Origin of the sequence: Nonomuraea sp. B10E15, from assembly GCF_039871615.1 — a bacterium.
Lineage (GTDB): Bacteria > Actinomycetota > Actinomycetes > Streptosporangiales > Streptosporangiaceae > Nonomuraea.
Window position 1 is genome coordinate 149,652 of record NZ_JBDPMB010000016.1, and the last position, 23,971, is coordinate 173,622.

General features: G+C 67.8%; 22 protein-coding genes. 12 read left to right on the forward strand and 10 right to left on the reverse strand.

Features of this window, described 5'->3' with window-relative positions; translation table 11 throughout:
* Positions 1–16 precede the first annotated feature (16 nt).
* The 10 genes from ABGB14_RS34505 to ABGB14_RS34550 all read right to left on the reverse strand — a co-directional run bounded on the left by ABGB14_RS34505 (position 17) and on the right by ABGB14_RS34550 (position 10,301).
* On the reverse strand, positions 17–1,243 hold the full coding sequence (locus tag ABGB14_RS34505; protein ID WP_347648032.1) for an enolase C-terminal domain-like protein: 1,227 nt from the start codon (positions 1,241–1,243) through the stop codon (positions 17–19).
* On the reverse strand, positions 1,240–4,224 hold the full coding sequence (locus ABGB14_RS34510; protein ID WP_347648033.1) for a glycoside hydrolase family 38 C-terminal domain-containing protein: 2,985 nt from the start codon (positions 4,222–4,224) through the stop codon (positions 1,240–1,242). The genes ABGB14_RS34505 and ABGB14_RS34510 overlap by 4 nt, the downstream gene beginning before the upstream one ends.
* The gene (locus ABGB14_RS34515) at positions 4,224–5,033 is read right to left on the reverse strand and encodes a carbohydrate ABC transporter permease (RefSeq protein ID WP_347648034.1); all 810 of its coding nucleotides are present in this window, start codon (positions 5,031–5,033) and stop codon (positions 4,224–4,226) included. The genes ABGB14_RS34510 and ABGB14_RS34515 overlap by 1 nt, the downstream gene beginning before the upstream one ends.
* Positions 5,030–5,881 (reverse strand): sugar ABC transporter permease, encoded by an 852-nt coding sequence (locus tag ABGB14_RS34520; protein ID WP_347648035.1) that lies wholly within the window; start codon positions 5,879–5,881, stop codon positions 5,030–5,032. Before ABGB14_RS34520 ends, ABGB14_RS34515 begins: the two co-directional genes overlap by 4 nt.
* 46 nt (positions 5,882–5,927) lie before the next feature.
* The gene (locus ABGB14_RS34525) at positions 5,928–7,181 is read right to left on the reverse strand and encodes an ABC transporter substrate-binding protein (protein WP_347648036.1); all 1,254 of its coding nucleotides are present in this window, start codon (positions 7,179–7,181) and stop codon (positions 5,928–5,930) included.
* A 42-nt stretch (positions 7,182–7,223) separates the two neighbouring features.
* Positions 7,224–7,922 (reverse strand): FadR/GntR family transcriptional regulator, encoded by a 699-nt coding sequence (locus tag ABGB14_RS34530; protein WP_347648037.1) that lies wholly within the window; start codon positions 7,920–7,922, stop codon positions 7,224–7,226.
* A gap of 73 nt (positions 7,923–7,995) precedes the next feature.
* A complete protein-coding gene (locus ABGB14_RS34535; protein ID WP_347648038.1) occupies positions 7,996–8,250 on the reverse strand; it encodes a DUF305 domain-containing protein in 255 nt (84 codons plus the stop codon).
* Positions 8,251–8,345: 95 nt separating this feature from the next.
* Positions 8,346–8,471: a hypothetical protein gene (locus tag ABGB14_RS34540; protein ID WP_347648039.1), complete on the reverse strand. Its 126-nt coding sequence runs from the start codon at positions 8,469–8,471 to the stop codon at positions 8,346–8,348.
* A gap of 58 nt (positions 8,472–8,529) precedes the next feature.
* On the reverse strand, positions 8,530–9,090 hold the full coding sequence (locus ABGB14_RS34545; RefSeq protein ID WP_347648040.1) for a dihydrofolate reductase family protein: 561 nt from the start codon (positions 9,088–9,090) through the stop codon (positions 8,530–8,532).
* A gap of 35 nt (positions 9,091–9,125) precedes the next feature.
* Positions 9,126–10,301, reverse strand: a complete 1,176-nt coding sequence (locus tag ABGB14_RS34550; protein WP_347648041.1) for a LacI family DNA-binding transcriptional regulator — start codon at positions 10,299–10,301, stop codon at positions 9,126–9,128.
* A gap of 209 nt (positions 10,302–10,510) precedes the next feature.
* Here ABGB14_RS34550 and ABGB14_RS34555 point away from each other — a divergent pair, with 209 nt between their 5' ends.
* From ABGB14_RS34555 to ABGB14_RS34610, 12 genes are read left to right on the forward strand one after another with little or no spacing between them, the layout of a single operon-like run.
* Positions 10,511–11,671, forward strand: coding sequence for an ABC transporter substrate-binding protein (locus ABGB14_RS34555; RefSeq protein WP_347648042.1), 1,161 nt, complete (start codon positions 10,511–10,513; stop codon positions 11,669–11,671).
* A gap of 39 nt (positions 11,672–11,710) precedes the next feature.
* A complete protein-coding gene (locus ABGB14_RS34560; protein WP_347648043.1) occupies positions 11,711–12,586 on the forward strand; it encodes a branched-chain amino acid ABC transporter permease in 876 nt (291 codons plus the stop codon).
* A 44-nt stretch (positions 12,587–12,630) separates the two neighbouring features.
* Entirely contained in the window at positions 12,631–13,641 is a 1,011-nt protein-coding gene (locus tag ABGB14_RS34565; protein WP_347648044.1) for a branched-chain amino acid ABC transporter permease, read from the forward strand.
* Entirely contained in the window at positions 13,641–14,420 is a 780-nt protein-coding gene (locus ABGB14_RS34570) for an ATP-binding cassette domain-containing protein (protein ID WP_347648092.1), read from the forward strand. The genes ABGB14_RS34565 and ABGB14_RS34570 overlap by 1 nt, the downstream gene beginning before the upstream one ends.
* Complete coding sequence (locus tag ABGB14_RS34575) at positions 14,410–15,192, forward strand: ABC transporter ATP-binding protein (RefSeq protein WP_347648045.1); 783 nt, start codon at positions 14,410–14,412, stop codon at positions 15,190–15,192. Before ABGB14_RS34570 ends, ABGB14_RS34575 begins: the two co-directional genes overlap by 11 nt.
* The gene (locus ABGB14_RS34580; protein WP_347648046.1) at positions 15,173–16,207 is read left to right on the forward strand and encodes a M14 family metallopeptidase; all 1,035 of its coding nucleotides are present in this window, start codon (positions 15,173–15,175) and stop codon (positions 16,205–16,207) included. Before ABGB14_RS34575 ends, ABGB14_RS34580 begins: the two co-directional genes overlap by 20 nt.
* Positions 16,204–16,809: an urea carboxylase-associated family protein gene (locus ABGB14_RS34585; protein WP_347648047.1), complete on the forward strand. Its 606-nt coding sequence runs from the start codon at positions 16,204–16,206 to the stop codon at positions 16,807–16,809. The genes ABGB14_RS34580 and ABGB14_RS34585 overlap by 4 nt, the downstream gene beginning before the upstream one ends.
* Complete coding sequence (locus tag ABGB14_RS34590) at positions 16,810–18,186, forward strand: amidase (RefSeq protein WP_347648048.1); 1,377 nt, start codon at positions 16,810–16,812, stop codon at positions 18,184–18,186.
* Positions 18,183–20,492 carry a molybdopterin-dependent oxidoreductase gene (locus tag ABGB14_RS34595; protein ID WP_347648049.1) on the forward strand — a complete coding sequence of 770 codons (2,310 nt, stop codon included), beginning with the start codon at positions 18,183–18,185 and terminating at the stop codon, positions 20,490–20,492. The genes ABGB14_RS34590 and ABGB14_RS34595 overlap by 4 nt, the downstream gene beginning before the upstream one ends.
* A gap of 14 nt (positions 20,493–20,506) precedes the next feature.
* Positions 20,507–22,150 carry a rhodanese-like domain-containing protein gene (locus ABGB14_RS34600; protein ID WP_347648050.1) on the forward strand — a complete coding sequence of 548 codons (1,644 nt, stop codon included), beginning with the start codon at positions 20,507–20,509 and terminating at the stop codon, positions 22,148–22,150.
* A gap of 36 nt (positions 22,151–22,186) precedes the next feature.
* Positions 22,187–23,413, forward strand: coding sequence for an aminotransferase class I/II-fold pyridoxal phosphate-dependent enzyme (locus ABGB14_RS34605; RefSeq protein ID WP_347648051.1), 1,227 nt, complete (start codon positions 22,187–22,189; stop codon positions 23,411–23,413).
* Positions 23,413–23,961, forward strand: coding sequence for a cysteine dioxygenase family protein (locus ABGB14_RS34610; RefSeq protein WP_347648052.1), 549 nt, complete (start codon positions 23,413–23,415; stop codon positions 23,959–23,961). The genes ABGB14_RS34605 and ABGB14_RS34610 overlap by 1 nt, the downstream gene beginning before the upstream one ends.
* Positions 23,962–23,971: the final 10 nt, after the last annotated feature.

The window sequence follows — 23,971 nt, forward strand, 5'->3', positions numbered from 1 at the left end:
CCGCATCATTATGGTGCTAATCCACGGACGCGACGGTGGGGTCGGCGAAGCGCGCGTTGGGCACGGTGGCGTACCAGCCGGGCCGGCCCGGGTCGCGGTCGTACGGGTAGCCGCCCATCTCGCGGTAGAGCTCGGCGTATTCCGCCACCCGCTCCCTGTCGAGCCGCACGCCCAGCCCCGGACCCTCGGGCACGGCGATGGCGCCCTCCGAGTACGCCATCTTGCCGCCCTCGATCACGTCGTCGCGCAGCTGGTGGTAGTGCGCGTCGGCGGAGTAGGTGAGGTTCGGCAGCACCGCGCCGAGGTGGAGCATGGTCGCGAGCTGGATGCCGAGCTCGCCCGACGAGTGCACGGCCACCCCGATCTGGAACGTCTCGCACACCCCCGCCGCCTTCACGCACGGCCGGATGCCGCCCCAGAAGGTCGTGTCGAGCAGCACCACGTCGGCGGCCCTGCGCAGCACGTTGGAGGCGAGTTGCTCGAAGTTGACCACGACCGTGTTCGTCGCGAGCGGCACCCTGACCTGCTCGCGCACGGCCCTGAGCCCTTCGAGTCCCCAGACCGGGTCCTCCAGGTAGTCGTTGTTCAGCCCTTCGATGGCCCGGCCGAAGCGCAGGCCCTCCGCCACCGACAACACGGCGTTCGGGTCGTACCTGAGCCGGTCGCCGGGGAACGCCTCGGCCAGCGCCCGGTAACACTCCAGCTCGTAGTCCGGCGGGAACACGCCGCCCTTGAGCTTGTGCACGGTGAACCCGTGCGCCGCCTTGAGCTCCGCGGTGTGCGCGACGAGCTGGTCGGGCGTGCGGATCTCGGCGTGGCCCTCGGCGGCGTACCGGAAGAACAGGTAGGAGGCGAACGGGACGGCGTCGCGGACGCGCCCGCCCAGCAGGTCGCTGGCGGGCACGCCGAGGTGCTGCCCGATGAGGTCGACGCAGGCGAACTCGATGGCGGCCAGCAGCTGGGTCCTGTTGTTGTAGAGCGAGGCCGTCGGGTTGGCGATCTTGAAGCGGAGCGCCTCCAGCTGGAAGGGATCATGATCCTTCAGGTACGGCACGAGCGCGCGGAAGGCCGACTCCGCGCTCTCGCCCCCGCCGCCCATCTCCCCCAGGCCGATCAGCCCGTTGTCGGCCTCGACCTCGACGATCGTGCGGACGAACCGCCCCCAGTGCGCGCCGTTGCTGTGCCGCAGCGGCGCCTCGAGCGGGACCGCGACCGTCGTGGCCCGGATGTCAACGATCTTCACGCGCACGTCCCCCAGACGACGGCGACCCCGCAGGCGGGCAGCCGTACCTTGACCGACTCGTCCACGACGTCCAGCCCGCGGGCCGAGCGCAGGCCCGGCAGCGTGACCGTCGCCTCGACCGGCTCGGCGGCCAGCGACTGGAGCCGCACCACGCGCTCGTCACCCGACCGCCCGAGCGACGTGACCAGCACGTCGGGGTGGTCGACGGAGACGTACGTCTCGGTGGCGGCCGGGCCGTCGTCGATCAGCGCGCCGACGAACGGCTCTGTCAGTCCCGAGGCCACCGCCGCCCCGAGCCGCCTGCCCTCTGTTCCGCTCTCGCTGGTGACCGCGTAGCGGAACGTGGTCTCGCCCTGCTGCTGGGCCGGGAAGTTCGTGTCCCAGATGTTGTTGAGCGCCCACGAGTAGACCGTGCCGTCCTCCTGGTCGAGGGTCGGCGGGAACGGCGCGTACGGCATGTGGATGGTGCCGAGCTGCACCAGCGGCGCCTCCAGCGTGGCCCAGGCGATGGTCAGCTCGGAGTCCTCGAAGGCGATCCAGTGCCGGATCGGCAACATGTACTCGGCCGAGCCGGGCACTCGGGACACGTCGGGGCCGCCGACGCCGCCGGTCAGCTCCCAGGCCGTGGCCTGGCCCGCGGCGAACGGGAAGGCCAGGAACACCGCCTCCTTCGAGGGGGTGCCCTGCTTGGCGAGCTGGTAGGTCAGGTCGACCCTGGGCACGCCGTCGTGCAGCTCGATCGTGGTGCGCAGCCAGTCGACGCCCTTGGCCCGCAGCTCCACGACGAGCTTCTCGCCCACGGCGGTGCGCTGGACCTTGGTGATGACGGCGTTCCTGCCGATGGCGCGGTCGCCGAGGAGGGTGCGGTCATGCGCCCCCACGTGTCCCGACATGTGGTTGAAGTGCGGGGCGGTGGCGTACTGGTCGTAGACGTACTGGCCGAAGCCGGCCGCGGCCTCGCCGTTGACCAGCTCGCGGCCCGCCCGCTTGTCGAAGATCGAGCTGACGTAGCCCTCGCGCACGTCGTACGCCACGCGGTAGAACTCGTTCTCGATCACCCCGTCCAGGCCCAGCTCGACCGGCTCGGGGGCCTGGGTCTGGCCGGGCACGACGTCGAGGCGGGCGTAGCCGTACCCCGGGATGTCCTCGACGACCGCGTGCACGTGCCGCCCGATCGGCCGGGTCGGCCAGTCCACCGGGTCGACCAGCTCCTCGTGGTGCGGCAGCGTCCGCCCGGTCCGCGCGTCCACCAGCGCGATCGGCACGTCCACGCCCACGACGTCCCTGGGCAGGAACGCGCGCACGACGTCGGTGCGCGCCCGCGTGCCGGGGTTGAAGACGGCGAACGCGGCCAGCGCGCCGCCGGTTCCCCTCTCGTCACCGCCGCCCGTCAGCGCGGCGGCGAACCTGCGGGTCGCGGCGTGCAGCAGGTCCGACGCGTCGTCCTGGGCCTGGTAGGCGCCCGACGACTTGCGCGTCCACTGCAGGCCGCCCGAGTCGCCCGCCTCCTCGGCGTCCTCCCACGGGTTGGCCGCGCCCCACGTGTGCTCGTTGAACAGCGCCACCTTGTCGTAGGCCGCGTCGATCTGCTCGGTGGCGTCCTCGCCGGCCAGCGTGTGCAGCGTCTCGGCCACCCGCAGCGCCGACTGGGCCCTGCGCACGTAGCCGAGCGGGCGCGCGCCCGAGCCGAGCCCGTCCGCCCACCAGTCGGTCCAGTCGCCCTCGTGCACGGAGAGCCGGTCGAGGTAGTGCTCCTCGACGTGCTCGAAGAAGTCCTTGTTGGCGGCCGAGCGCAGGCGCGGGTAGGCCCACTGCTCGTTCCACCTGCGGGCGATCGACGCCGGCACGATCGACGGGCCCGCGTTGTCGGCGTGCGCCCCCTGCACCCGCAGGTGCAGCACGTCCAGCTCGTACGGCTCCTTGGGCGCGTCCGGCCCCTGCCACCCGAACGTGCCCGGCCCGTACGGGTAGCCCCGCGTGGCCAGCGCCGACAGGTAGCGCGGCAGCAGGTCGTCGGCCAGCTCGAAGGAGTCGGTCAGCCCGACCGTGTTGCCCTCCATGTACGCCATGCCGTGCGGCGTGTCCGTGAACCACACGATGACCTCGTTGCCGCTCGGCGCCCGCCACCGGAACGGCCTGGTCAGCTTGTCGCCGCCGTGCAGGTAGGGCACCGACCGGCCGGCCCAGTTGTGGGCCGCCGCCAGGTAGCGCACGCCGTGCGCGCTGAGCGCGTCGACCAGGCCGACGACCGCGCCGGGCACGTCGGTGTGCATCGCGGACGTGGTGGCGAAGCCGTACCGGTCCTTGAGCCGGGAGGTGAAGCGGAGCTGGCGGTGCAGCTCCTCGGTCGAGCAGGCTTCGGTGTGCAGCTGGAACGGCAGCGCGGTCACCTCGATGACGCCCTCGCGGGCCCGCGCGGCGAACGCCTCGACCATCTCGGGCGGCCGCGCGTCCAGCCACTTCAGCGCCGGCATCGACGACTCGACGCTCCACCGGAACTTGGCGTCGTCGGGCCAGGACGAGGTCTCCTCGGCCAGCCGCAGCGCCGCGTCCAGGTAGTCGAGGTGGTGGCGGAGCACCGTGCCCTGCGGGTCGGTGTAGCCGATGTCCAGGTGCGAGTGGTGCACGACGAACACGCTCCACTTGCGCTGCGGCGTCACCGTGACCTGCGCCGAGCCGACCACGCCCGCGTCGTCGCGGCACTCCAGCGTCAGCTCGCGCGGCGCGTCGACCTCCGGCACCAGCAGCGTCACGTCGCTGCCCGACGCGCTGTCCGCGTCCACCAGCGTGTGGGTCAGCGGCTGGGTGCTGGACACCCTGACCGCCTGGCGGCCGTCGTGGGTGAACAGCGGCAACACCGAGACGCGCACCTCCAGCCCGCGCACGCTGATCACCGGGGTCGAGGTGTCGTCGCGCAGCGCCTGCCTGATCCCGTCATAGTCGGGACTGCCCAGGCTCCGCTGGAGCAACCGGCTCGTCATCAAACACTCCCTAGAGACAGGCCCCTGGCGAAGAGGCGCTGGGTGGCGAGGAACAACACGACCGTCGGCAACGAGACCACGAGGCCCGCCGCCAGGCCGACGGGCACCGGGGTTCCTGCGTACACGTCGGTCATGAGGCCGGCGATGGCGGTCATCACGGGCCGCACCTCCTCGGTCTGCGTCAGGGTCAGGCCGAAGATGAGGTCGTTCCAGATGAAGGTGAACTCGAGGATGAACACGGCGGCCAGCGCGCTGGCCGAGATCGGCAGGTAGATGCGCCAGAAGATCCGCCACGTGGACGCGCCGTCCATGCGCGCGGCCTCGAAGATCGAGAAGGCCACGCCGGAGTAGAAGTTGCGCAGCACGAACGCGGCCAGCGGCACGTTGATCGCCGTGTAGATGAGGATCATGCCGAGCCTGGAGTCGTACAGGCCGGCGTCGCTGTAGCCGACGAAGAGCGGCACGAGCAACATCTGGGAGGGGAAGATGGTGCCGCCGAAGATCAGCAGGAACCACCAGAACCCGTACTTCAACCGCAGCACCACGATCGTGTAGCCGGCCAGCGCGCCCACGAGCACGCCGAGCAGCGGCGAGACGACGCTGTAGAGCGCGGTGCTGGCCAGGCTCCGGGTCAGGTCGGCGCTGTCGAGCGCCCGCGCGAAGTTCTCGAACAGCGCGAAGTCGCCGGACGGCACCCACGCGCTGCCCGGATCGTACGAGTCGGCCGGGCGCGCGGCGTTGACCAGCAGCAGGTACGTCGGCCCGAGCCAGACCAGCCCGAGCACGACGAGCACGGCACGCCTGATCATGTCGCGGTCACCTGCCTCTTGAGATAGAGGTAGGACGCCAGGCCCGTGACCACGGTCAGCATCACCGCGACCGCCGACCCGTAGCCGTAGTCGCTGGCCACGAACGTCTCCTTGTACATCGTCACCGCGAGAGTCTCGGAATTGCGGCCTGGCCCGCCCTGCGTCAGCACCCACACGATGTCGAACGTCTTCAGCCCGGCCACCAGAGCGAGCCCCACCACGACGGCCGTCAGCGGCCTCATCAGCGGCCAGATGACGTGCCGGAACAACCGCCACCCCGAGGCGCCGTCGAGCCGGGCGGCCTCGATGGGCTCCTTGGGAATCGACTGCAGGCCCACCACGAACAGCAGCGTGTTGACGCCGAGCTGCTGCCAGGTCCAGACCAGCAGCATGGCGACCGTGTTGGCCGGCGCGTCCTGCAAGAAGGCGGTGTCCACGCCGAGCATCAGGTTGGCGATCCCACCGTGTGACAGGATCGGGCTCCACACCATGGCCAGGCCGGCGCCGCTCAGCGCGTACGGCAACATGAACGGCAGGCGGTACCACGCGCCGCCCCTGAGGTCGTACGACAGCACCGCCACCAGCAGCCCGAGTCCGACCGGCAGCACCATCGTGCCGACCACCCAGATGAGCGTGTTGCGGGTCGAGGTGAGCAGCGCCGGGTCGTCGAACAACTTGGCGAAGTTGCGCAGCCCGATCCACGCCGGCGGCTCAAGGCCGTCGTAGCGGGTCAGGCTCAGGTAGGCCGTCCACACGAACGGCGCGTAGAGCAGCCCCGCGACCAGGAGAGCGGCCGGGGCGACGTAACCGTGCTTGAAGCGGCCGAGCAAGGGAGCGCGCGTGCTCATGGCCTCACTCCGTGAGGCGGGCTCGGTCGCCCGGATGCTCCCTCGCTCACTGATGCGTGCTCCAGTACTCGTCGGCGGCCTGCTGGATGGTCTCCAGGACCTCCTTGTACGAGCCCGGCTGGGTGACGAACTTGCTGAACCCGTCGAGCGCGGCCGTCAGCACGGGCGGCGGCGTGGCCTCGAAGTAGCGGTTGACCAGGCGGTACTTCCCGCCGCCCGCGTCCTTGGTGACGGCGCCGAGCGCCTTGTCGTCGATCTCCACCTTCGGGTTGGCGCTCACGTCACCCCGGCTCGTCGCCCACTTCTCCTGGGCCTCGGCGGTCGTCCACCACTTGAGGTATTTGGTGCTGGCGTCGGGGTCGGCCGCCTTCGTCAGCGAGCACAGCGGGCCGCTCTCGAAGATCATCGAGGTCTTGGGCAGAGCGGGGTTGACGTTGGGGATGACGAAGAAGTCGTAGTCCTCGCCGGCCTTGAGGTTGCGCTGGGTCATGCTGGTGTTGAACCAGGTGCCGAACGACACCATCGCGGCCTTGCCGTTCTTCAGCACGTCGCCGGGGTCGGTCTTGTCACCCGGGTTGATGAAATATCCGGCGTCGATCAGCTGCTTCCACTTCTCCATCACCTGCACCACGCCCGGGTCGGTGTACTTCGCCTCGCCGGTGGACAGGCGGTCGTACAGGTCGGGGTCGGTGCCGGCCAGGAGCTGCTCGAACCAGACGAACGAGAACAGCACGCTGGTGTGGTAGAAGGCCTTCACGCCGTTCTGCTTCAGCGTGTCGGCGACCTTGATGAGGTCGTCCCAGGTCTCCGGGGGCTTCAGGCCGTGCTTGTCGAAGATCTTCTTGTTGTAGAACATGCCCCAGTAGGCGACGTTCATCGGCACGCAGTACTGCTTGCCGCCGATCGTGTAGTAGGGCATGAGGTCTTTCGACAGGTCGCCGTTCTTGATCGCCTCCTGCCAGATGGTCGAGGTGTCGGCCACCTGCTTCTGCTTGACGATCTGCTCCAGCATTCCCCCGGTCTGCCAGGTGAACAGGTCAGGCTTGACGTCGGTGCGGAACGACGCCTTGATGAACGCCTGGTACTGGGCCGAGTCGGTGTATCCCGTCGGCTTGATGCTCAGGCCGACGCTCTGCTTGGACAGAGCACTCATCTCGTCGAAGTACTTCGTCCAGGCGCCCTTGTCGTTGTACAGCGTCAGCTCGGTCTTCTTCTCCCGCGGCGCGTCGGCGCCGTTGCCACCGCAGGCGGTCAGGACGAGCGCCGCCACGCCGAGCGTGACCACACGTGACCGGAACATGGGCCGGCCTCCTTGTTTCCATCGGGGGTTCAACCGGGGGGTTCAACCCGGGGGGTGCAACCTGTGCTCTATGACCGTCCTGACCTCGACCAGATGGGCCCGCATGCGCTCCTCGGCCTGAGCCGCGTCGCGCGCCTCGATGGCCTCCAGGATCGCCAGGTGCTCTTCGTAGTCACGCCGCCGGTCGTCGAAGATCTGCAGGATCTCCCGCTGCTCCGGCCCGTGGACGAGGAGCAGCGAATCGACGACCTCGTGGAGCACGCTGTTGCCCGCCATCCGCGCGGTCGCCCGGTGGAAGGACATGTTCGCCTCGTGCAGCTCGGCGTCGTCGCCGCGCAGGTGCTTGCCCGCCCGGTCGAGCACGCCTTTGAGCGCGGCCAGTTCCTCGCCCTCCGCGTTCTGCGCGGCCATCGCCGCCAGCGGCGGCTCGATGACGATCCGCGCCCCGAGCAGCTCGACGAGCTGGGCGGCGTGCACCTCGCGCATGTTGGGGTTGGGCAGGACCAGCCGCTCGATGGCGGCGCCGACGTAGATGCCGGAGCCGTGCCGCAGCTCGATGGCGCCGGTGGCCTCGAGCCTGCGCAGCGCCTCGCGCAACGTCGGGGTGGTGACGGCGAAGCGCTGGGAGAGCTCCCTGGTCGAGGGCAGCCTGTCGCCTGGCCGGTGCCCGCCCTTGCGGATGAGCTCCAGCATGCGCTCGGTGAGAGCGTCGGAAAGCGTGGGCCGCGTTACCTCGGACATATCAAGTGATCTAATCACTTATCGCCATCGGCGTCTATGCGCCGAGCAAAACTCACGGCAAAGGATGCGGCCGTCACCCGGAGAGCAGGTCCCGCATCATGTCGATCTGCGCCGTACGCGAGGCCCGCACCTGGGCGGCCCACTTCTGGACGGCCGGGTTGGCCCCGTCCGACATCTCCGTGGCCGCCATCCGGGCAGCGTCGCCCTGGTGCTCGATGAGCAGGCCGAGCAGGTCGCGCTCGAAGTGAGCCGACCGCCTGAGCGCCTGGATCCGCCTGACGTCGGTCTCCGGCATGCCGCCGGCGTTCAGGGGCGGAACCTCGGACACCGTCGCCTCCTGCGGATAGGATGGTGCTTGTGCTTTCGGGCATCGGTCAGGGCTTGGCCGTCGTCTCCCGCGTAAGCGAGGCGAGAAGCCGCTTCCTATGGGAGCGGAGGAGTCACCATCTGGACGAACATCACGTCCGCGGCGTTGACCGGGACGTCCGGGGCCTCCTCGCCGCAGGCGACCGCGAGCAGGAGGACCAGCGCCGCCAGGATCTGCCTCACCGGCTGCTCCAATCCCTTAGGAAACCTTCCTAAGGGATTGGGAGCCGGCGCGCAAGGGTCACGTCACCTGGTGGCGGAGGTAGGCGACGCCGGAGTCGAACGTCCTGCTCTCGACCAGGCGCGTCTTGACCGAGGCGGCAAGCTCAGGGAAGAACCGCCTGCCCTGGCCCAGCACGACCGGGTGCACGAGCAGCCGGAACTCGTCGACCAGGCCGAGCCGCACCAGGCTGTGCGCCAGCGTCGCCCCGCCCACCTCCAGGTCGCCGCCGTCCTTCCGCTTCAGCCTCGTGACCTCCTCCTCGAGGTCGCCGGTCATGAGCGTGCTGTTCCAGCCCACCTCGGTGAGCGTCCTCGAGAAGACGTATTTCGGCATGGCCCGCCAGACCCGAGCGAAGTCCGTGACGACCGGCGGGGCGTCCGGATGCTGGTCGGCCGTGGGCCAGAAGGCCGACATGTTCTCGTACAGGCGCCTGCCGTAGAGGGCGCCCCCCATGCCGCGCGCCATGTCGTTGCAGAACGCGTGCACCTCTTCGTCGGGGGCGGTCCAGCCGATGTCGCCGCCGGGCGCCTCAACGTAGCCGTCGAGCGACACCATCATGCAGTAGATGACTTTTCGCATGCCTGTAGAGACCTCCCGGGCCGGCGGAACTCATCTCATTTCAGCGGGGCGGCCGCCCAGCCGTCTTTCTCGCCGGGCTCGCCGCGAGTCCCCGGCGCCGTGACAGGGGCCGTGACAGGGGCCGTGACAGGGGCCGTGACAGGGGCCGTGACAGGGGCCGTGACAGGGACGGCCGAGGAGCTCGAGTCACGCACAACCAGCCGGGGCTGGAGTGCGACCGACCCGCTCGTCCGCCCCTCAAGCAGGTCGATCAGCGATCGTGCCGCCGTCTCCCCCATCTCCCGCAGGGGCGTGTGGACGCTCGACAGCGGGATCGGAAGATCCTGCGCGATCGCGATGTCGTTGTAGCCGACCAGCGCCATGTCGCGTCCCACGACCAGCCCGTCATCCCTGAGCGCCCCCATCGCCCCTATGGCCGCGGAGTCATTGACCGCGAAGATCGCCGTTGGGCGTCGCGGCAACGTGAGCAGCTCCTGCGCAGCTCGCCGTCCCCCCTGGGGGTCGAAATCCGTGTGGACGATCTGCGCTCGGCCGACGGTGACGCCGGCTCGTTCGTACGCCTCCACGCATCCTCGGACCCGATCCAGAGCAGTGGGGTAACGCGGCCCGGCGATGATGCCGATCTCGCGATGACCCGCGGCCAGGAGATGCTCGCCCACCAACCGCCCTCCCAGCGCATCGTTTCCGGTCACCGACACGTGCCCTTCGGCACGGTGGTTGACCAGGACATGCGGAGTCCGGGAACGGGACAACTCTTCGTAGATCTTCTCGTCGAGGGTGGGGTCGCCGATCACCAGCCCGTCGACCCTGCGGCTGAGCAGCATCTCGACCCGCTCCCGGCGCCGTTCCGGCGCGCCCAGGGTGTTGGTGACGATGGTCTGGTAGCCGAGGCCGAAGGCCGCGGTGTCGATACCGCTGAGAATCGTGGCCAGCACGACGTCGTGGAGCTTCGGCAGCAGGACTCCCAGCACCATGCTGCGTCGGGTTCGAAGGCTCGCCGCGGTGAGGTCGGGGCGATAGCCCAGCCGTTTGGCGACCTCCCGCACCCGCTCTTCGGTCTCGGCGAAATCCGCCCTGCGGGGTCCGGGTGCCCGTCGGAGAATCCTCGACACCGTCGAAGGATGCACTCCGGCCACCTCCGCGATGAGCTTGTGCGTCGGCGGCTTCGATCCACGGCCTGACGGCTCGTTCATCGACTGTTGCCTCCCCATGTGAAGGTGCGGAGTCGCGGGAATTCGTCCCGATGAAGCACTTGACAGGCAGCGTACATGCAGTCGATTGTAGCTACATGCAGTCGACTGTAGGTAGATGTTCGAGCATCAACCTCGGGCCGGCTACTCCAAGCCAGACCGGGCATCACCCAGCCAGGTCATGAAACGGACGCGGAGCGCACAGCGTCTGATCAGCTAAGAGGCACAAGATGCGTACCAGAACACTCGCAACAGCCGTTGCCCTCGCCCTCACGGCCGTAGGTTGTGCAAACTCGGCCGACGATCCGGGTTCCGGCTCGGGCCCCATCAAAATCGGCCTCTCAACCCCCCTGTCAGGATCAGCCGCCGCGCTCGGGGAGAACGAACGCAACGGCGTGCAACTGGCCATCGATCAGGTCAACAAAGACGGCGGTCTCCTGGGGAGCAGGAAACTCGCACTCGCCGCCCAGGACAACGCCTGCAACCCGACCGATGGCGTTGGATCCGTCACCAAACTCATCACCCAACAGCAGGTGTCCGCAGTGATCGGCGCTCTCTGCAGCGGGGTCACCCTTGCCGCGATGCCGCTGGCCAAGCGATATCAGGTGCCACTGGTGGTCTCCACGTCCACGTCGCCTGACATCACCACGGCAGCAGGCAAGGGAGGCAACGACTTCACCTTCCGGATCAATCCCTCTGACGCGACGCTCGCCGTCGCCTTGTCCTCCTACCTGCAGGCAGCAGGCGATGTACGCGAAGTCGCCATCCTTGCCGAAGACAGCACGTACGGCCGTACAGGTGCCGCCGCCCTGGAAAAGGCGCTCGCCGACAAGGGCATCAAGGCGACGGCGGTCGACTTCGTGGCCCAGGGGACCTCCGACTTCTCAACGCAGATCAGCAAATATCGCAACAACGGCACTCAGTCGGTCGCCCTCTACATCACAGGCGCCGATCATCTTTCGTACCTGCGCCAAGCCGCCAGCGCCAGGCTGGGGCTGCCAGTGACAGGCCGCGTCGAACTCGAGGGCCAGAACCTCGAGATCCTCAAGGACAAGCAGTTCGCCGGATCGTCCAGTGTCTATCCCTACAGCTCCCTGATCCAGACGCCGGCGAACGCGAAGTTCGCGAAAGCCTATGAGAGCGCGTACAAAACCCAGCCCACCTATGAATCATTCGAGGGTTACAGCGCCGTCATGGTGATCGCGGATGCCATTCGCCGGGCGAACAGCGCCGAGCCGAAGGCCATACAGAAAGCCCTGGTGAGCACCGACCTCGCCTCTCTCACCGGGGGCACGCTGAAATTCGATGCCCACCACCAGGCCCATGACAAGGCATTCATCATGCAGATCAAAAATGGCAAGACCGTCATCGTGTCGGATGTCGTCACCTGATCCGTCCCCGTCGACAGACTGACGACTGGAGGTCATCGCGTGGACGCGACGTACACCGGGGAACTCATCGCCAACGGCGTGGTGCTGGGGTCCAGCTATGCGCTGCTCGCCGCAGGCTTGGCCGTCATATTCGGAGTTCTCAACGTTGTGAACTTCGCCCATGGGGCGTTGTACATGCTGGGGGCGTTCGCCGCCTACTTCTTCATCCCGCTCGCCGGCTACTGGCTGGGCATCCTGCTCACCGCGGCAACCATGGCGATCATCGGCATCGTCATGCAGGAAGGCTTGCTTCGTCGCCTTCCCCCTGACGGAGCATTCTCCAGGACCATGCTGCTGACCCTGGGCCTGGCCATGATCATCCAGAACGGCGCGATCCTGCTCTGGGGCGCCGGGCCACGGCAGTTGCCCGAGGACAGCAGGCCGCAAGGTCACCTCGTGCTGGGAGACGTGATCATCCCGATCGGACGCGCCTTCATCGTCGTCGTGGCAGTCGTCACGCTCGGGGCGCTCTACCTGCTGCTCAGCCGGACGCAGGTGGGCCGGGCCATGCGCGGCGTCTCGCAGAACCCCACGGCAGCGATGGTCGTGGGAATCTCTCCGGAGCGGATCGGCCGGCTGGCGATGGCGCTGGGTGTCGGCCTGGCGGGCATCGCCGGCGCGACCTTGACGCCCGTCTTCACGGTCAGCCCGCAAATGGGCATCACGATCGTCTTCAAGGTCTTCGCCATCGTCGTCATCGGTGGCCTGGGCAGCGTGCCCGGAGCAGTGATCGTTTCCTATCTCGTCGGCATGCTCGAAAGCTTCGCCGGAGGTTACGGATCCGCCATGACCCAGAGTGTCAGCGTCTTCCTGTTCATGATCGCAATTATGTTGGTGAGGCCGCAGGGCCTGTTCTCGACAGAGGTACGAGTATGACGGCGGACCTGAAAGTGCATGATCCGGCCGGAACAGGTGACGCGATGTCAGGCAAGCCCTCGTCTCATCTGACGAAATGGCTGGGAGGCCGGCACCTCAATCCGCTGCTTCCCACAGCCGCCGCCATCGCGCTGGCACCCGCCGTGGTGACCGACGACTATTTCCTCGACGTCGCCAACCTCGCACTGACCTTCATGGTGCTGGGAACGGCCTTCAACCTTCTGTACGGCTACGTGGGAATGCTCTCCTTCGCGCAGGTCGCCTTCGTCGGCATCGGTGGTTACGCCACCAGCTGGCTGGTGACCCACACCGACCTGTGGCAACCCGCGGCCTTTCTCGCCGGCGGCGGAGTGGCCGCCCTGGTCGCCGCGGCGGTCGGAGCCGTCACCGTGCGCCTGTCGGAAGGCGCATTCGCCATCATCACGCTGAGCTTCACCTTGCTCTGCGCGATCGTCGCGGCAGAGTGGACCAGCGTGACCGGCGGAAGGCAGGGCATGTTCGGACTGCCTGCCCCGTCATTGTCCCTGGGCTCCGTCGAGCTGACCGCGGACACGCCACGAAGCTACTACTACCTGCTGGCCGGCTTCACCGTGCTCGCCTTGTGGGCCATGCAACGCCTGGTCAGATCCGCCGCGGGCAGCGTGATGATCGCCATCCGCGACAACGAGCCGCTGGCCAAGTCACAGGGCTACGCGACGAACACGTACAAGCTCGCCGTCTTCACCTTCTGCGCGTTCGTCACCGGGCTGGCAGGAGCGCTCCACGCATTCCGGCTGACCACCATCGACCCGTCCATCTTCGACTTCTACCTCATGCAGGTGATGCTCATCATCGTGATCCTCGGAGGTGCCGGAACCTTCTGGCCGGTCGCCTACAGTGCCGTGCTCTTCGCCGTCCTTCCCGAGGTGCTGCGCATGGCGGACGAGGCCCGTCTCATCGTTTACGGCGCGCTGCTGGTGCTCGGACTGCTCTTCGTCCCGCAGGGTGTCGGTGGATTCCTCCGTGCACGAGCGATGAACAGACAACTGCGTGGCATGAGAGGTGGTCCCTCGTGATGACCGCCCCCGGAGGCACTGCCCCTCCAGCCCTGCGGGTCACCGGCCTGGGAAAGTCGTTCATGGGCGTCGCGGCACTGTCAGATGTCGATTTCGCACTCAACGCGGGAACGGTGCTCGGCCTCATCGGCCCGAACGGATCGGGTAAGTCGACGGCCCTTGACTGCGTGACCGGCTTCGTCCAACCCGACAGCGGACAGATCCTGCTGGACGGGGAGTCCATCTTCGGCAAGGCGCCGCACATCATCGCCAGGGCCGGCCTGGTGCGGACGTTCCAGACCGTGAAACTGTACGACCAGCTCACCTTGGACGATCACCTGAGTCTTTCGCTGCGCGGGTTGGACAGGACAGGGCGTTCAGGAAGCGCTCGCAGGCGCTCGTCGGACATGAGCCGAGCGACGTCCTGGCTGGTCAAATTCGGGCTGGAGCAGCTTCGTTCAGCGCCTGCCGGCATCCTGTCCTACGGCCAGAAGAAACTGCTCGCCCTGGCCGCGGCGCTCGTGACCCGGCCCCGGATCGCGCTGCTCGACGAACCCCTGGCGGGAGTGAATCCGCGGATCATCGACTTGATCCGTGAGGCCATTCTGCAGGCCAACAGCGAGGGCCAGACGTTTCTCATCATCGAGCACAACGTCGAGTTCATCACCTCCTGCTGCTCCGAAGTCGTGGTGCTGGACGCGGGCAAGAAGCTCGCCGCGGGACCGCCCTCGGTCATCTGGGACGACCCGGCCGTGTACGAAGCCTTCCTCGGCAGAAAGGGGGACGGTCATGCCGGCTGATCGGCATCTGAGCGTCTCGGCGTTCTCCGCCGGATACCTGTCCGGTGTGCCCATCGTGAACGATCTGACCTATGGATTCGCCAGCGGATGCCTCACGACGATCGTGGGCCCCAACGGCGCAGGAAAGTCTTCCCTGCTCAAAGGCATCTACGGGTTGACCAAGTGGTGCAAGGGGTCCATCCGCATCGGCGATCGCGACATCACCACGTTGCCCGCCTGGAGCCGCATGCAGGCCGGCATCAGCCTGGTTCCTCAGGGACGCTGCAACTTCCCGCGCATGACGGTGCAGGAAAACCTGCAGCTGGGCGTCTACACGCTGCCACGCGGCAGCCGTGCGGTCGCGGTCGACGAATCGCTGGACCATTTCCCCGCCCTCGCCGCCCAGCGGACGCGGCCGGCCGGAAATCTCAGTGGCGGGCAGCAGCAGCTCCTGGAGATCGCCATGGCGATGATGGCGCGTCCACGCGTGCTGCTCATCGACGAGCCGTCGCTCGGGCTCTCCCCCAAGGCGCGGCGCCAGATCTTCGACGAGCTGAAGGAGATCGCCGCCCTTGGCGTGTCCGTCGTCATGGTGGAGCAGAACGTGATCGAAGGTCTCTCCGCCTCGGACGTCGCCGTCGTCATGGTTGACGGTCGTATCCACCGGCACGGCCCGGCCGAGGAAGTCCTCAGCGATCCGGAGATGAAGCACGTCTTTCTCGGAGGCCGGCCTGACGCCCCCGCCCCCGGACCCGAACCCGACAGGAGACGTCATGACGACGACGGTAACTGACCACCTGAGCCGTACGATCGTCGGCGACACCGGCCGAGGCCTGGTCGAGGCCGGCCGATTGGCCAGCGGCAACACGATCGGCATTCCCTACATGATCGCCCGCGGTAAGGGCGACGGCCCTTGCCTGTGGGTCAATGCGGCAGTCCATGGTGACGAGTCGCAGGCGGCGATCGTCGCGACGGAGTTCTTCCGTTCCATCTCATCGCTTCCCCTGTACGGCAACGTCATCGTGACGCCCGTCGCCAACCCCCTGGCCTTCGACTACCGGCGCAAGCATTCCCCCTTCGACGGAGTGGATCTCGATCAGAGCTTCCCCGGAAGGGCTGACTTCCTCGGCACGCAGCGGCTCGCCCATCGCCTCTTCGAGGAGTTCGCACCGCTGGCCGACGTGGTGGTCAACATCCACACCATGGGCCCCTTTCTCGATGCCTGCAACTACGCCGTCTACAAGTTGCATCCCCGAGAAGCCCACGAGCACGACCTTCTGTCCATGATCTCCTTGCTCGATCCACGGGTGGCCTGCCGCATGGACGTCTCGGGTCCGGGCGAACTGCCCGGTCACATCGCCGGGGCGCTGGACTACCAGATGATGGAGCTGGGCAAGCGGGCCTTCATGCTGGAGGCGGGCGCGGGAGGCCGGCTCGACCGTGAGGCCGTGGACAGAGCCGTCGCCGGTCTCGTCCGCCTCGCCACGGCGATCGGCACCGCGAAGGGAAACCCCTTCGCCTGGCCGTCCTCCATATGCCGGGCCACTCGGCGTACACACGTCACCACCACTGACGGGGGTTTCTTTCACGCGCTCGTCGCTCCCGGCGAGGTGGCCGCGGCGGGACAACCTCTCGGCGAGGTCCGCAACGCCTTCGGTGACGTCGTGGCATCGATCGGTATGCCGTCGCCGGCGCTCGTGATCGGCATCCGGCGTGACCCCGTCGTGCACTCCGGTGATCGCGTGGCATTCGTCGCCACCGAGTGGAGCGACGTCGATCTGACCTCGGCATCCCGGAAGTCGCCATGAGCAGGCAGAGTCAGCAGGTCGAAGCAGCCGAGATCGGGACCTTTCGCGTCGCTGCGGGAGAGACACTGCGTGTGATCAACTCGCTCGGCGGGCAGGTCGTCGACGCGTGGTTCTTCGCCGCGGACGACTGGACCGAGCACGTCTGCATGAGCCACTCCCGCGCGGCGCTGCGAACGATCCGGCCAGGAGTGGGGAGCGCCTTCGTCACCTGCCGGCGCGTTCCGCTGATCACGATGGTCGCCGACACGTCGCCCGGCATCCACGACATGACCATGCCCCCATGCGACCGATGGCGCTATCAGCAACTCAACGCTCCGGGGCATCGCAACTGCGCCGACAACCTCAGGTCGGCCCTGCGCGCGGCCGGCCATGCACCTGCTGCGCTGCTGCCTGATCCGCTCAATCTCTTTCAGAACTCCCCGGTCGACCCCGACGGGCACATAACGTTCCGGGAATCCTCCGCGCCGGCCGGCTCCTACGTCGATCTGCGGGCGGACAGAGATCTCGTCGCGTTCCTGTCCGTGTGCCCGATGGACATCATGCCGATCAACGGTGGCAGCCCGCGAGGGATCGCGGCCGCCGTCCTCGACGAGGTGACGTAGATGGCGACGTCACCGGCCGATCTGACCCTGGAAGAGACCTGGGCCGCCCTCCACCGGAGAGAGCTGTCGCCCCACGAGGTGGCCGCCGGCTACGTGGAGGCGATCAACCGCTGGGAACCGGCACTGGGCGCCTTCGTGTCAGTCAGCGAGGACCGGGTGCACAACGTCGCCCGACTCGTCACGGACGAGTTCCGGAGGGGCGTGTTCAGGCCGTTGGCAGGCATCGGCGTGAGCGTCAAGGACAACATCGACGTCGCAGGACTGCAGACCACGGCCGGATCATCGTGGCTGAACGAGCGAGCCACCGACAACGCCGAATGCTGGCGGCGCGTGGAGCTGTCCGGAGCCGTGCACATCGGGAAGACCAACATGCACGAATTCGCCTACGGCGCCACCAACGTCAATCACAAGGCCCAGACCACGCGCAATCCCTGGGACCGCCGCCACATCTGTGGCGGATCGAGCGGCGGAAGCGCCGTGTCCGTGGCCATCGGTTCCTGCGGCGCGTCACTCGGCACCGACACCGGAGGATCCGTACGCATACCGGCGGCCCTCACCGGCGTCACGGGCTTCAAGCCGACCCTGGGCCGGATACCCACCGCCAAGGTTTTCCCGCTCAGTCCCTCCTGCGACACCGTCGGCGTGCTCAGCCGCACGGCCGACGGCTGCGCCCGCATCTTCCAGAGCCTGATCCTGCACAGCGCTCCCGAACACGACGACCCTGGGCGCCTGTCGTTGCGCGGAGCCCACCTGGGCGTCGTGATGTCGCATGTCTCCCGGTCCTCGCCGGCTGTCAGCGACGCCTTCCGCCGCGCGCTCGACGCCGTCGAAGCGTTGGGTGCGACGGTGGAACCCTTCGAGCTCGCCTGCGAGGAGGACGCCCGGCTCAGCACGGGCACCATCGTCGCGTTCGAAGCAGCTCAGGTGCATCGTCGCTGGCTGCGGGACCGTGGCGACGACTACGGGGACGATGTCAGGGCACGTCTGGAGACCGGGCTCACGGTGTCCGGCCGGCGATACCGCGCGGCCAAGGACGATCGCAGAGAACTCGCGGCGAGGATGCTGGAGAGCCAGAGCCGGTTCGACGCCGTCATCGGTCCGACGGTCCCCGTCACCGCTCCCCTGGTCGACGAGTGCCACCTCGCGCGGGCAGCCGAGATGCAGGCCGCGCTGCTGGCGAACACCTACTGCTACAACGTCACCGGCCAGCCGGCGATCTCCGTTCCCTGCGGAATGGCGAGCGACGGCCTGCCGGTCGGACTCCAGATCGCGGCAGCCCCGGGCCGGGATCTGGACGTCCTCAGGATCGCCATGGCCCTGCAGACAACAACCGGGTGGCATCGTCATCGCCCGTCGTTGGAAGGGCTGAGGACATGACCGCCGGCGCGGGCCGGCAGAGCAGCTCCCACTGGGGCGCCTTCCGGGCACGGATCAGCGGCGACGACCTCGCCGTCACCCCGCACGAGCTGGATGCGCGGCCCTCCCCCCTCCTGGGCAACCTGAGCGGGGCGCACAACCATCCCGCGAGGGTCCTGCAGCCGATGGTGCGACGAGGGTGGTTGGCGGACGGACCGGGACCCAGCAGCGCACGGGGACAAGACGAGTTCGTTCGCGTGGACTGGCCGGACCTCACCGCGATCCTGGCGACCGAGCTCGAACGCGTCATCACGGAGTACGGCAACGCCGCCATCTTCGGCGGTTCCTACGGATGGGGAAGTGCGGGCCGTTTCCATCATCCGCAGAGCCAGGTGCACCGCTTCCTCAACACCATCGGCGGTTTCACCAGGTCGGTCAACACCTACAGCACCGGCGCCTCAAGCGTGATCCTGCCTCACGTGCTCGGCCAGGACGTGGCCGCGGTCCACGGCCTGACCAGCTGGTCGGTACTCGCCGAGCACACCACCATGATCCTCGCCTTCGGCGGGTTGCCGGTCAAGAACATGCAGGTCGCCCCAGGGGGGATCACCAGGCATCGGAGCGAAGCCGCTCTCCGGCAGCTCATCGACAACGGCACCTCGATCGTCGTGGTGAGTCCGGTGAGGACGGACTGCCCCGACGGGCGTGGCGTTCGCTGGTGCCCGATCAATCCCGGCACGGATGTCGCGATGATGCTGGCACTCGCCTGGGTGCTGATCACCAGCCATCTGCACGACACCGAGTTCCTCAACACCCGCTGCACCGGATACGGGCAGCTCGAGGCCTACATCCTCGGGCACACGGACGGTGTGAGGAAAGATCCCGCCTGGGCCGAGGGCATCACCGGGGTCGCCGCCGGCGACATCTGCTCGCTGGCCACGCAGATGGCGGCGAACCGCACCTTCGTCTCCGTCACCTGGTCACTGCAGCGCGCCGAGCATGGGGAACAACCGCCCTGGGCGGCCATCGCGCTGGCAGCCGTCCTCGGTCAGATCGGCACCCCGGGAGGCGGCTTCGGACACGGCTACGGATCCATGGGCGACGTGGGTCTTCCGAAGGTTTCGGGCCAACTGCCCACCCTTCCGCAGGGGGACAACCCCGTCGACGCCTTCATCCCCGTCGCGCGGATCTCCGACATGCTCCTCAACCCCGGTGCGCCCTTCGCATACAACGGCGGCACCTACCGATACCCGCATACACGGCTCGTCTACTGGTGCGGAGGCAACCCGTTCCATCACCATCAGGACATCGGCCGGCTGCGCCGGGCCATGGCCGCGCCGGACACGGTGGTGGTTCACGAACCGTACTGGACGGCGACCGCCAGGCACGCCGACATCGTCGTTCCCTCGGCCACGTTCCTGGAGCGGTCCGACCTCGGCGCCTCACGCGGCGACCCCTGTCTCATCGCCATGCGTCAGGTGTGTGATCCTCCCGGCGACGTGAGAACCGACTACGAGACGTTCAGCGAACTGGCGGACGCGCTTGACGTCGGCTCCTTCTTCAGCGAGGGCGACTCCGAGCACGCCTGGCTGCGCCGGCTGTACGAAACCTGGCGGAGCCGGTCCTCGTCCGACGGCGTCGATCTCCCGTCGTTCGACGGCTTCTGGTCCGCCGGGCACGTCGAGTTGCCGAGCGCCCCGAACGATCAGGTCATGCTGTACGACTTCGTACAGGATCCGGAGAACGCGCCGCTCAGGACGCCCAGCGGGCGCATCGAGCTCACCTCGGCCACCGTCAGCTCGTTCGGTTATGACGACTGTCCAGGTCATCCCAGCTGGCTGCCGCCGGCCGCCGGGCCCACCGACGCCCATCCGCTCACGCTCCTCGCGTCCCAGCCGGCGCACCGGCTCCACAGCCAGCTGGACATGGGCGCCACCAGCCAGAGCAGCAAAATCCATGGACGGGAACCGCTGCTGATGCACCCGGACGACGCGGTCGCACGCGGGATCGCGCCGGGCCGCGTCGTGCTCATCACGAGTGAGCAGGGAAGTTGCCTCGCGGGCGCCGTCCTCAGCTCCGACATCAAACCGGGCTGTGTGCAGCTCGCCACGGGCGCGTGGTACGACCCGCTGGACCCGCGCGACGTCGATTCCCCATGTCGCCACGGGAACGTGAACACCCTGACCAGGGACCGCGGCACATCCCGGCTCGCACAGGGGTGCACCGGGCAGCTGGTGAGCGTCGAAGTACGCCTCTACCAGGAACGCGTCCCGGCCGTGCACGCCCATCGTCCTCCCCCTTGGGGCGCACGCCCCCCTTCCCTGTGAAAGACAGGTGCCTCATGACCTCTGAATCCTTCATCACGTACGACGAGATCAAGCGGTGGCGTGACGCGGGAAAGGCTCACGCGCTGCTGGACGTACGCGAACGAGGTGAATATGCGCTCGGTCAGATACCGGGCAGTTGCCCTCTCCCTCGTGGTCTCATCGAGATCTGCCTGCGCCGGCTGGTGCCCTGGAAGAACGTTCCGCTGGTTCTCTACTCGAACGATGACCATCGAAGCCGCCTGGCGGCGCAGACCTGCCGGGAGCTGGGACACGACGACGTCAGGGTCCTGGAGGGCGGGTTGAACCGCTGGTCCAAGGAGGGAAACGCGCCGGTCTACGGTGTCAACGTCATCGGCAAGACGTTCGGCGAGAGGCTGTCGATCACCGACCAGGTGCAGCAGCTCGATCCCGACGGGATCGCCGCTCTCGCCGACCGCACGGAAACGTTCGTCTTCGACGCCCGCACGGCCGGCGAGTACGCCAAGGGGCACATCCCAGGGGCGTTCCACGTTCCGGGCGGTGAGCTCGTCCCCACTCTCTGCCGGGCCGGCATCGAAGGGCTGGGCAAGGAGCACCCCATCGTCGTCCACTGCGCTGGACGAACCCGGAGCATCGTCGGCGCCTACCTGCTGAAGCAGGCCGGATTCAGCAATGTCTATGCGCTGCGCAACGGAACGATGGCCTGGGTGATGTCAGGTCGTGAGCTCTCCGTCGAGGCGAGGCCCTGGACCGCGCCCGCGGCCGACGAGGACGGTCAGGAACGGGCGGCCGCGTTCGCGGAGGACTTCGTCCACGGCACCCGGGCCTTTCCCCTTCAGGTGTCGGAGGCCATGGAGCTCATCGAGCGCGACGACGTCTGCTACATGATCGACGTACGCCTGGTCGACGAGTACGTCGCCGGCCATGTCCCCGACGCTCTTTCCTGCCCGGCAGGCCAGCTTGCCAACGCGGTGGACGAGCACATCGGTGTCCGTGACGCCCTCCTCGTGTGCTACTCGAACGACGAGACCCGCGCGAGGATCGGGGCAGGACTGCTGTCGCGGATCGGATACCGCCGGGTCGCGTGGCTCACCGGCGGCATCAGGGAGTGGTCCCGCGGCGGAGGCGCGGTCGTCGCCGGCAGTCCCCAAGCCTACCTCGATGACCTCTCACTTCCCGGACCGGACATCCGCACGATCGCTGCGGATCGGCTGCAGGCCGATCTGACGGCAGGCAGCAGGGTGCTGGTGGATGTGAGGCGGAGCAGCGAGTACGCCCTGAGCCACATCCCCGGCTCCGTATGGGTTCCCCGGGGGGATCTGGAACGCCGCATCGAGACGTACGCGTCTCCCGGCACGTCCCTGGCCGTCGCCTCCGACCGGGAGCTCCGTTCCACGCTCGCGGCCAGGACGCTGCTGAGCATGGGCTACGAAGACGTCGTCGTCCTCGGCGGTGGCATCAACCGATGGATCGCCTCCGGCCATCCGGTCGAAGAAGGGCTCGATGGAGCTGACGTGTCCTTGGCCGAGGCCAAGGAAGACGCGGAACTCGTCGCCCGGCGACCCAAGATGCTCGAGCGCAACCGCGAGGACATGGTGCGCTACCTCGACTGGGAGGAACGCCTCGGTGAGGAGCTCCTGTCCGACGCCGAGTCCTCGACAGGAAAGCACTCATCGTGAACGTGACAGGCGGGCACCGCAGGGTGAGGGAGGGTCATGGCTGAGGAACTGGCCCTCCCGGAGGTCGAACTCCGCGCCCGCATCAGCAAGAAGTGGCACGCCTATCCTCCGGACGTGTTGCCGCTGTGGCTGGCCGACATGGATTTCCGGCCCGCGGAGGCCGTCAGATCCGCTGTGCTGGAGGCAGCGGAAGCAGGACAGTTCACCTACCCACTTGATGCCGAGCACCGCGGGGTCGCGCAGGCATTCGCGGCCCGTATGCGCGACCGCTTCGGCTGGGAGGCCGGCGCCGACCGGGTGGCGGTGCTCGCCGACCTGGTGCAGGGCCTGACGACCTCGGTGATGGCCTTCAGCGAACCAGGGGACGGGGTTGTCATCTTCAGCCCCATCTATCCCCCGTTCATGCGAAGCATCGAGGTGAGCGGCCGGAAAGTGGTCGATGTGCCGCTGGCGGAGGAGGCTGACGGGTTCGTCATCGACTTCGATCTGCTCGAACAGCAAGCCGCCCGCCCCGACGTCACCCTCATGCTGCTCTGCCATCCTCACAATCCGACGGGCCGCGTCTTCACCGACGCCGAACTTCGCCGGGTGTCCGGCATCGCGGCCGAGCACGGGATCGTCGTGGTGTCCGACGAGGTGCACGCCGACCTGGTGTACGCCCCTCATCGCCACACGGTGTTCGCGACCGTTTCCGAAGCTCCCACCGTGACGCTGCAGTCGGCGACCAAGGCCTTCAACATCGGCGGTCTCCGATGCGGTCTCATGCACTTCGGGTCCGAGCCTCTGCACCGGCGCTTTCTCGAGGTGTTTCCCGACAGGTCTCTGGGCCGGGTGTCAGGACTCGCCGCGGCGGCGACGGTGGCCGCCTGGAGCGGAGGGGACGCCTGGCTGGGCGACGTCCTGGAGACGCTCGAGGCCAACCGCCGGCAGGTCTTCCAGTGGGTGTCGAATCATCCGAGCGTCCGTGCGCACATGCCTGAAGGCACGTACTTCGCCTGGCTGCACTTCGCCCGGTTGCCGGCGAACGTGACTTCGGCGCAGGAGTTCCTGCTGCGTTCCGCCCATGTCGCCCTCCACGCAGGGCAGGAGTTCGGCGCTCCCTACACCTCGTGGGCGCGGCTGAACTTCGCCACGTCACCTCGCATCCTGCGAAAAGCGCTCAACCGCATGACCGCGGCGATGCCGGCCCCTCTCATCGGTCATCCGGCACGACCGTGCCCTCCCGACAACAACGGAACACCACTACGCGAGACGAGGACATGATGGAGCCTCTGCACCAGTTCATCCATGATCTGCGGGACCTCACCACCGCGAAGGACCGGCTGCCCGACGACGCCCTGGCCACCACGGTGGGCACGCTGCTGGAGGAGCTCGTCACCCGGCCCAACCCCATCCCCGCCGAGTTCACCGTGAGGTCGGCGCTGCACGGAGGACGTGGCCGTTACATCCTGCATCGTTCACCCACGTTCACGATCAGTTCGATCGTGTGGGCTCCCGGTGAGGTCGCTCCTCCTCATACGCATGAAACGTGGGGGGCCATCGGGCTGATCTCCAACCGGATCGAGGAACGGCGCTACGAGCTGAACGGCGACGACACCGTACGTCCCGTCGAACACCACCGGCACGACCGCGGCGCCGTCTCCGTCCTGATTCCCGACGACGACATCCATTCGATGCACAACCTGACCAACACCGACACCGTCGAGATCCACGTGTACGGCAAGGACCTGACCGGATTGGTCCGCAGGCGCTGGACAGTGGAAGGGCAGGACATGCGGGAATTCTCGAGCGGGAAGTACATGAACTGCTGAGAAGCCACAC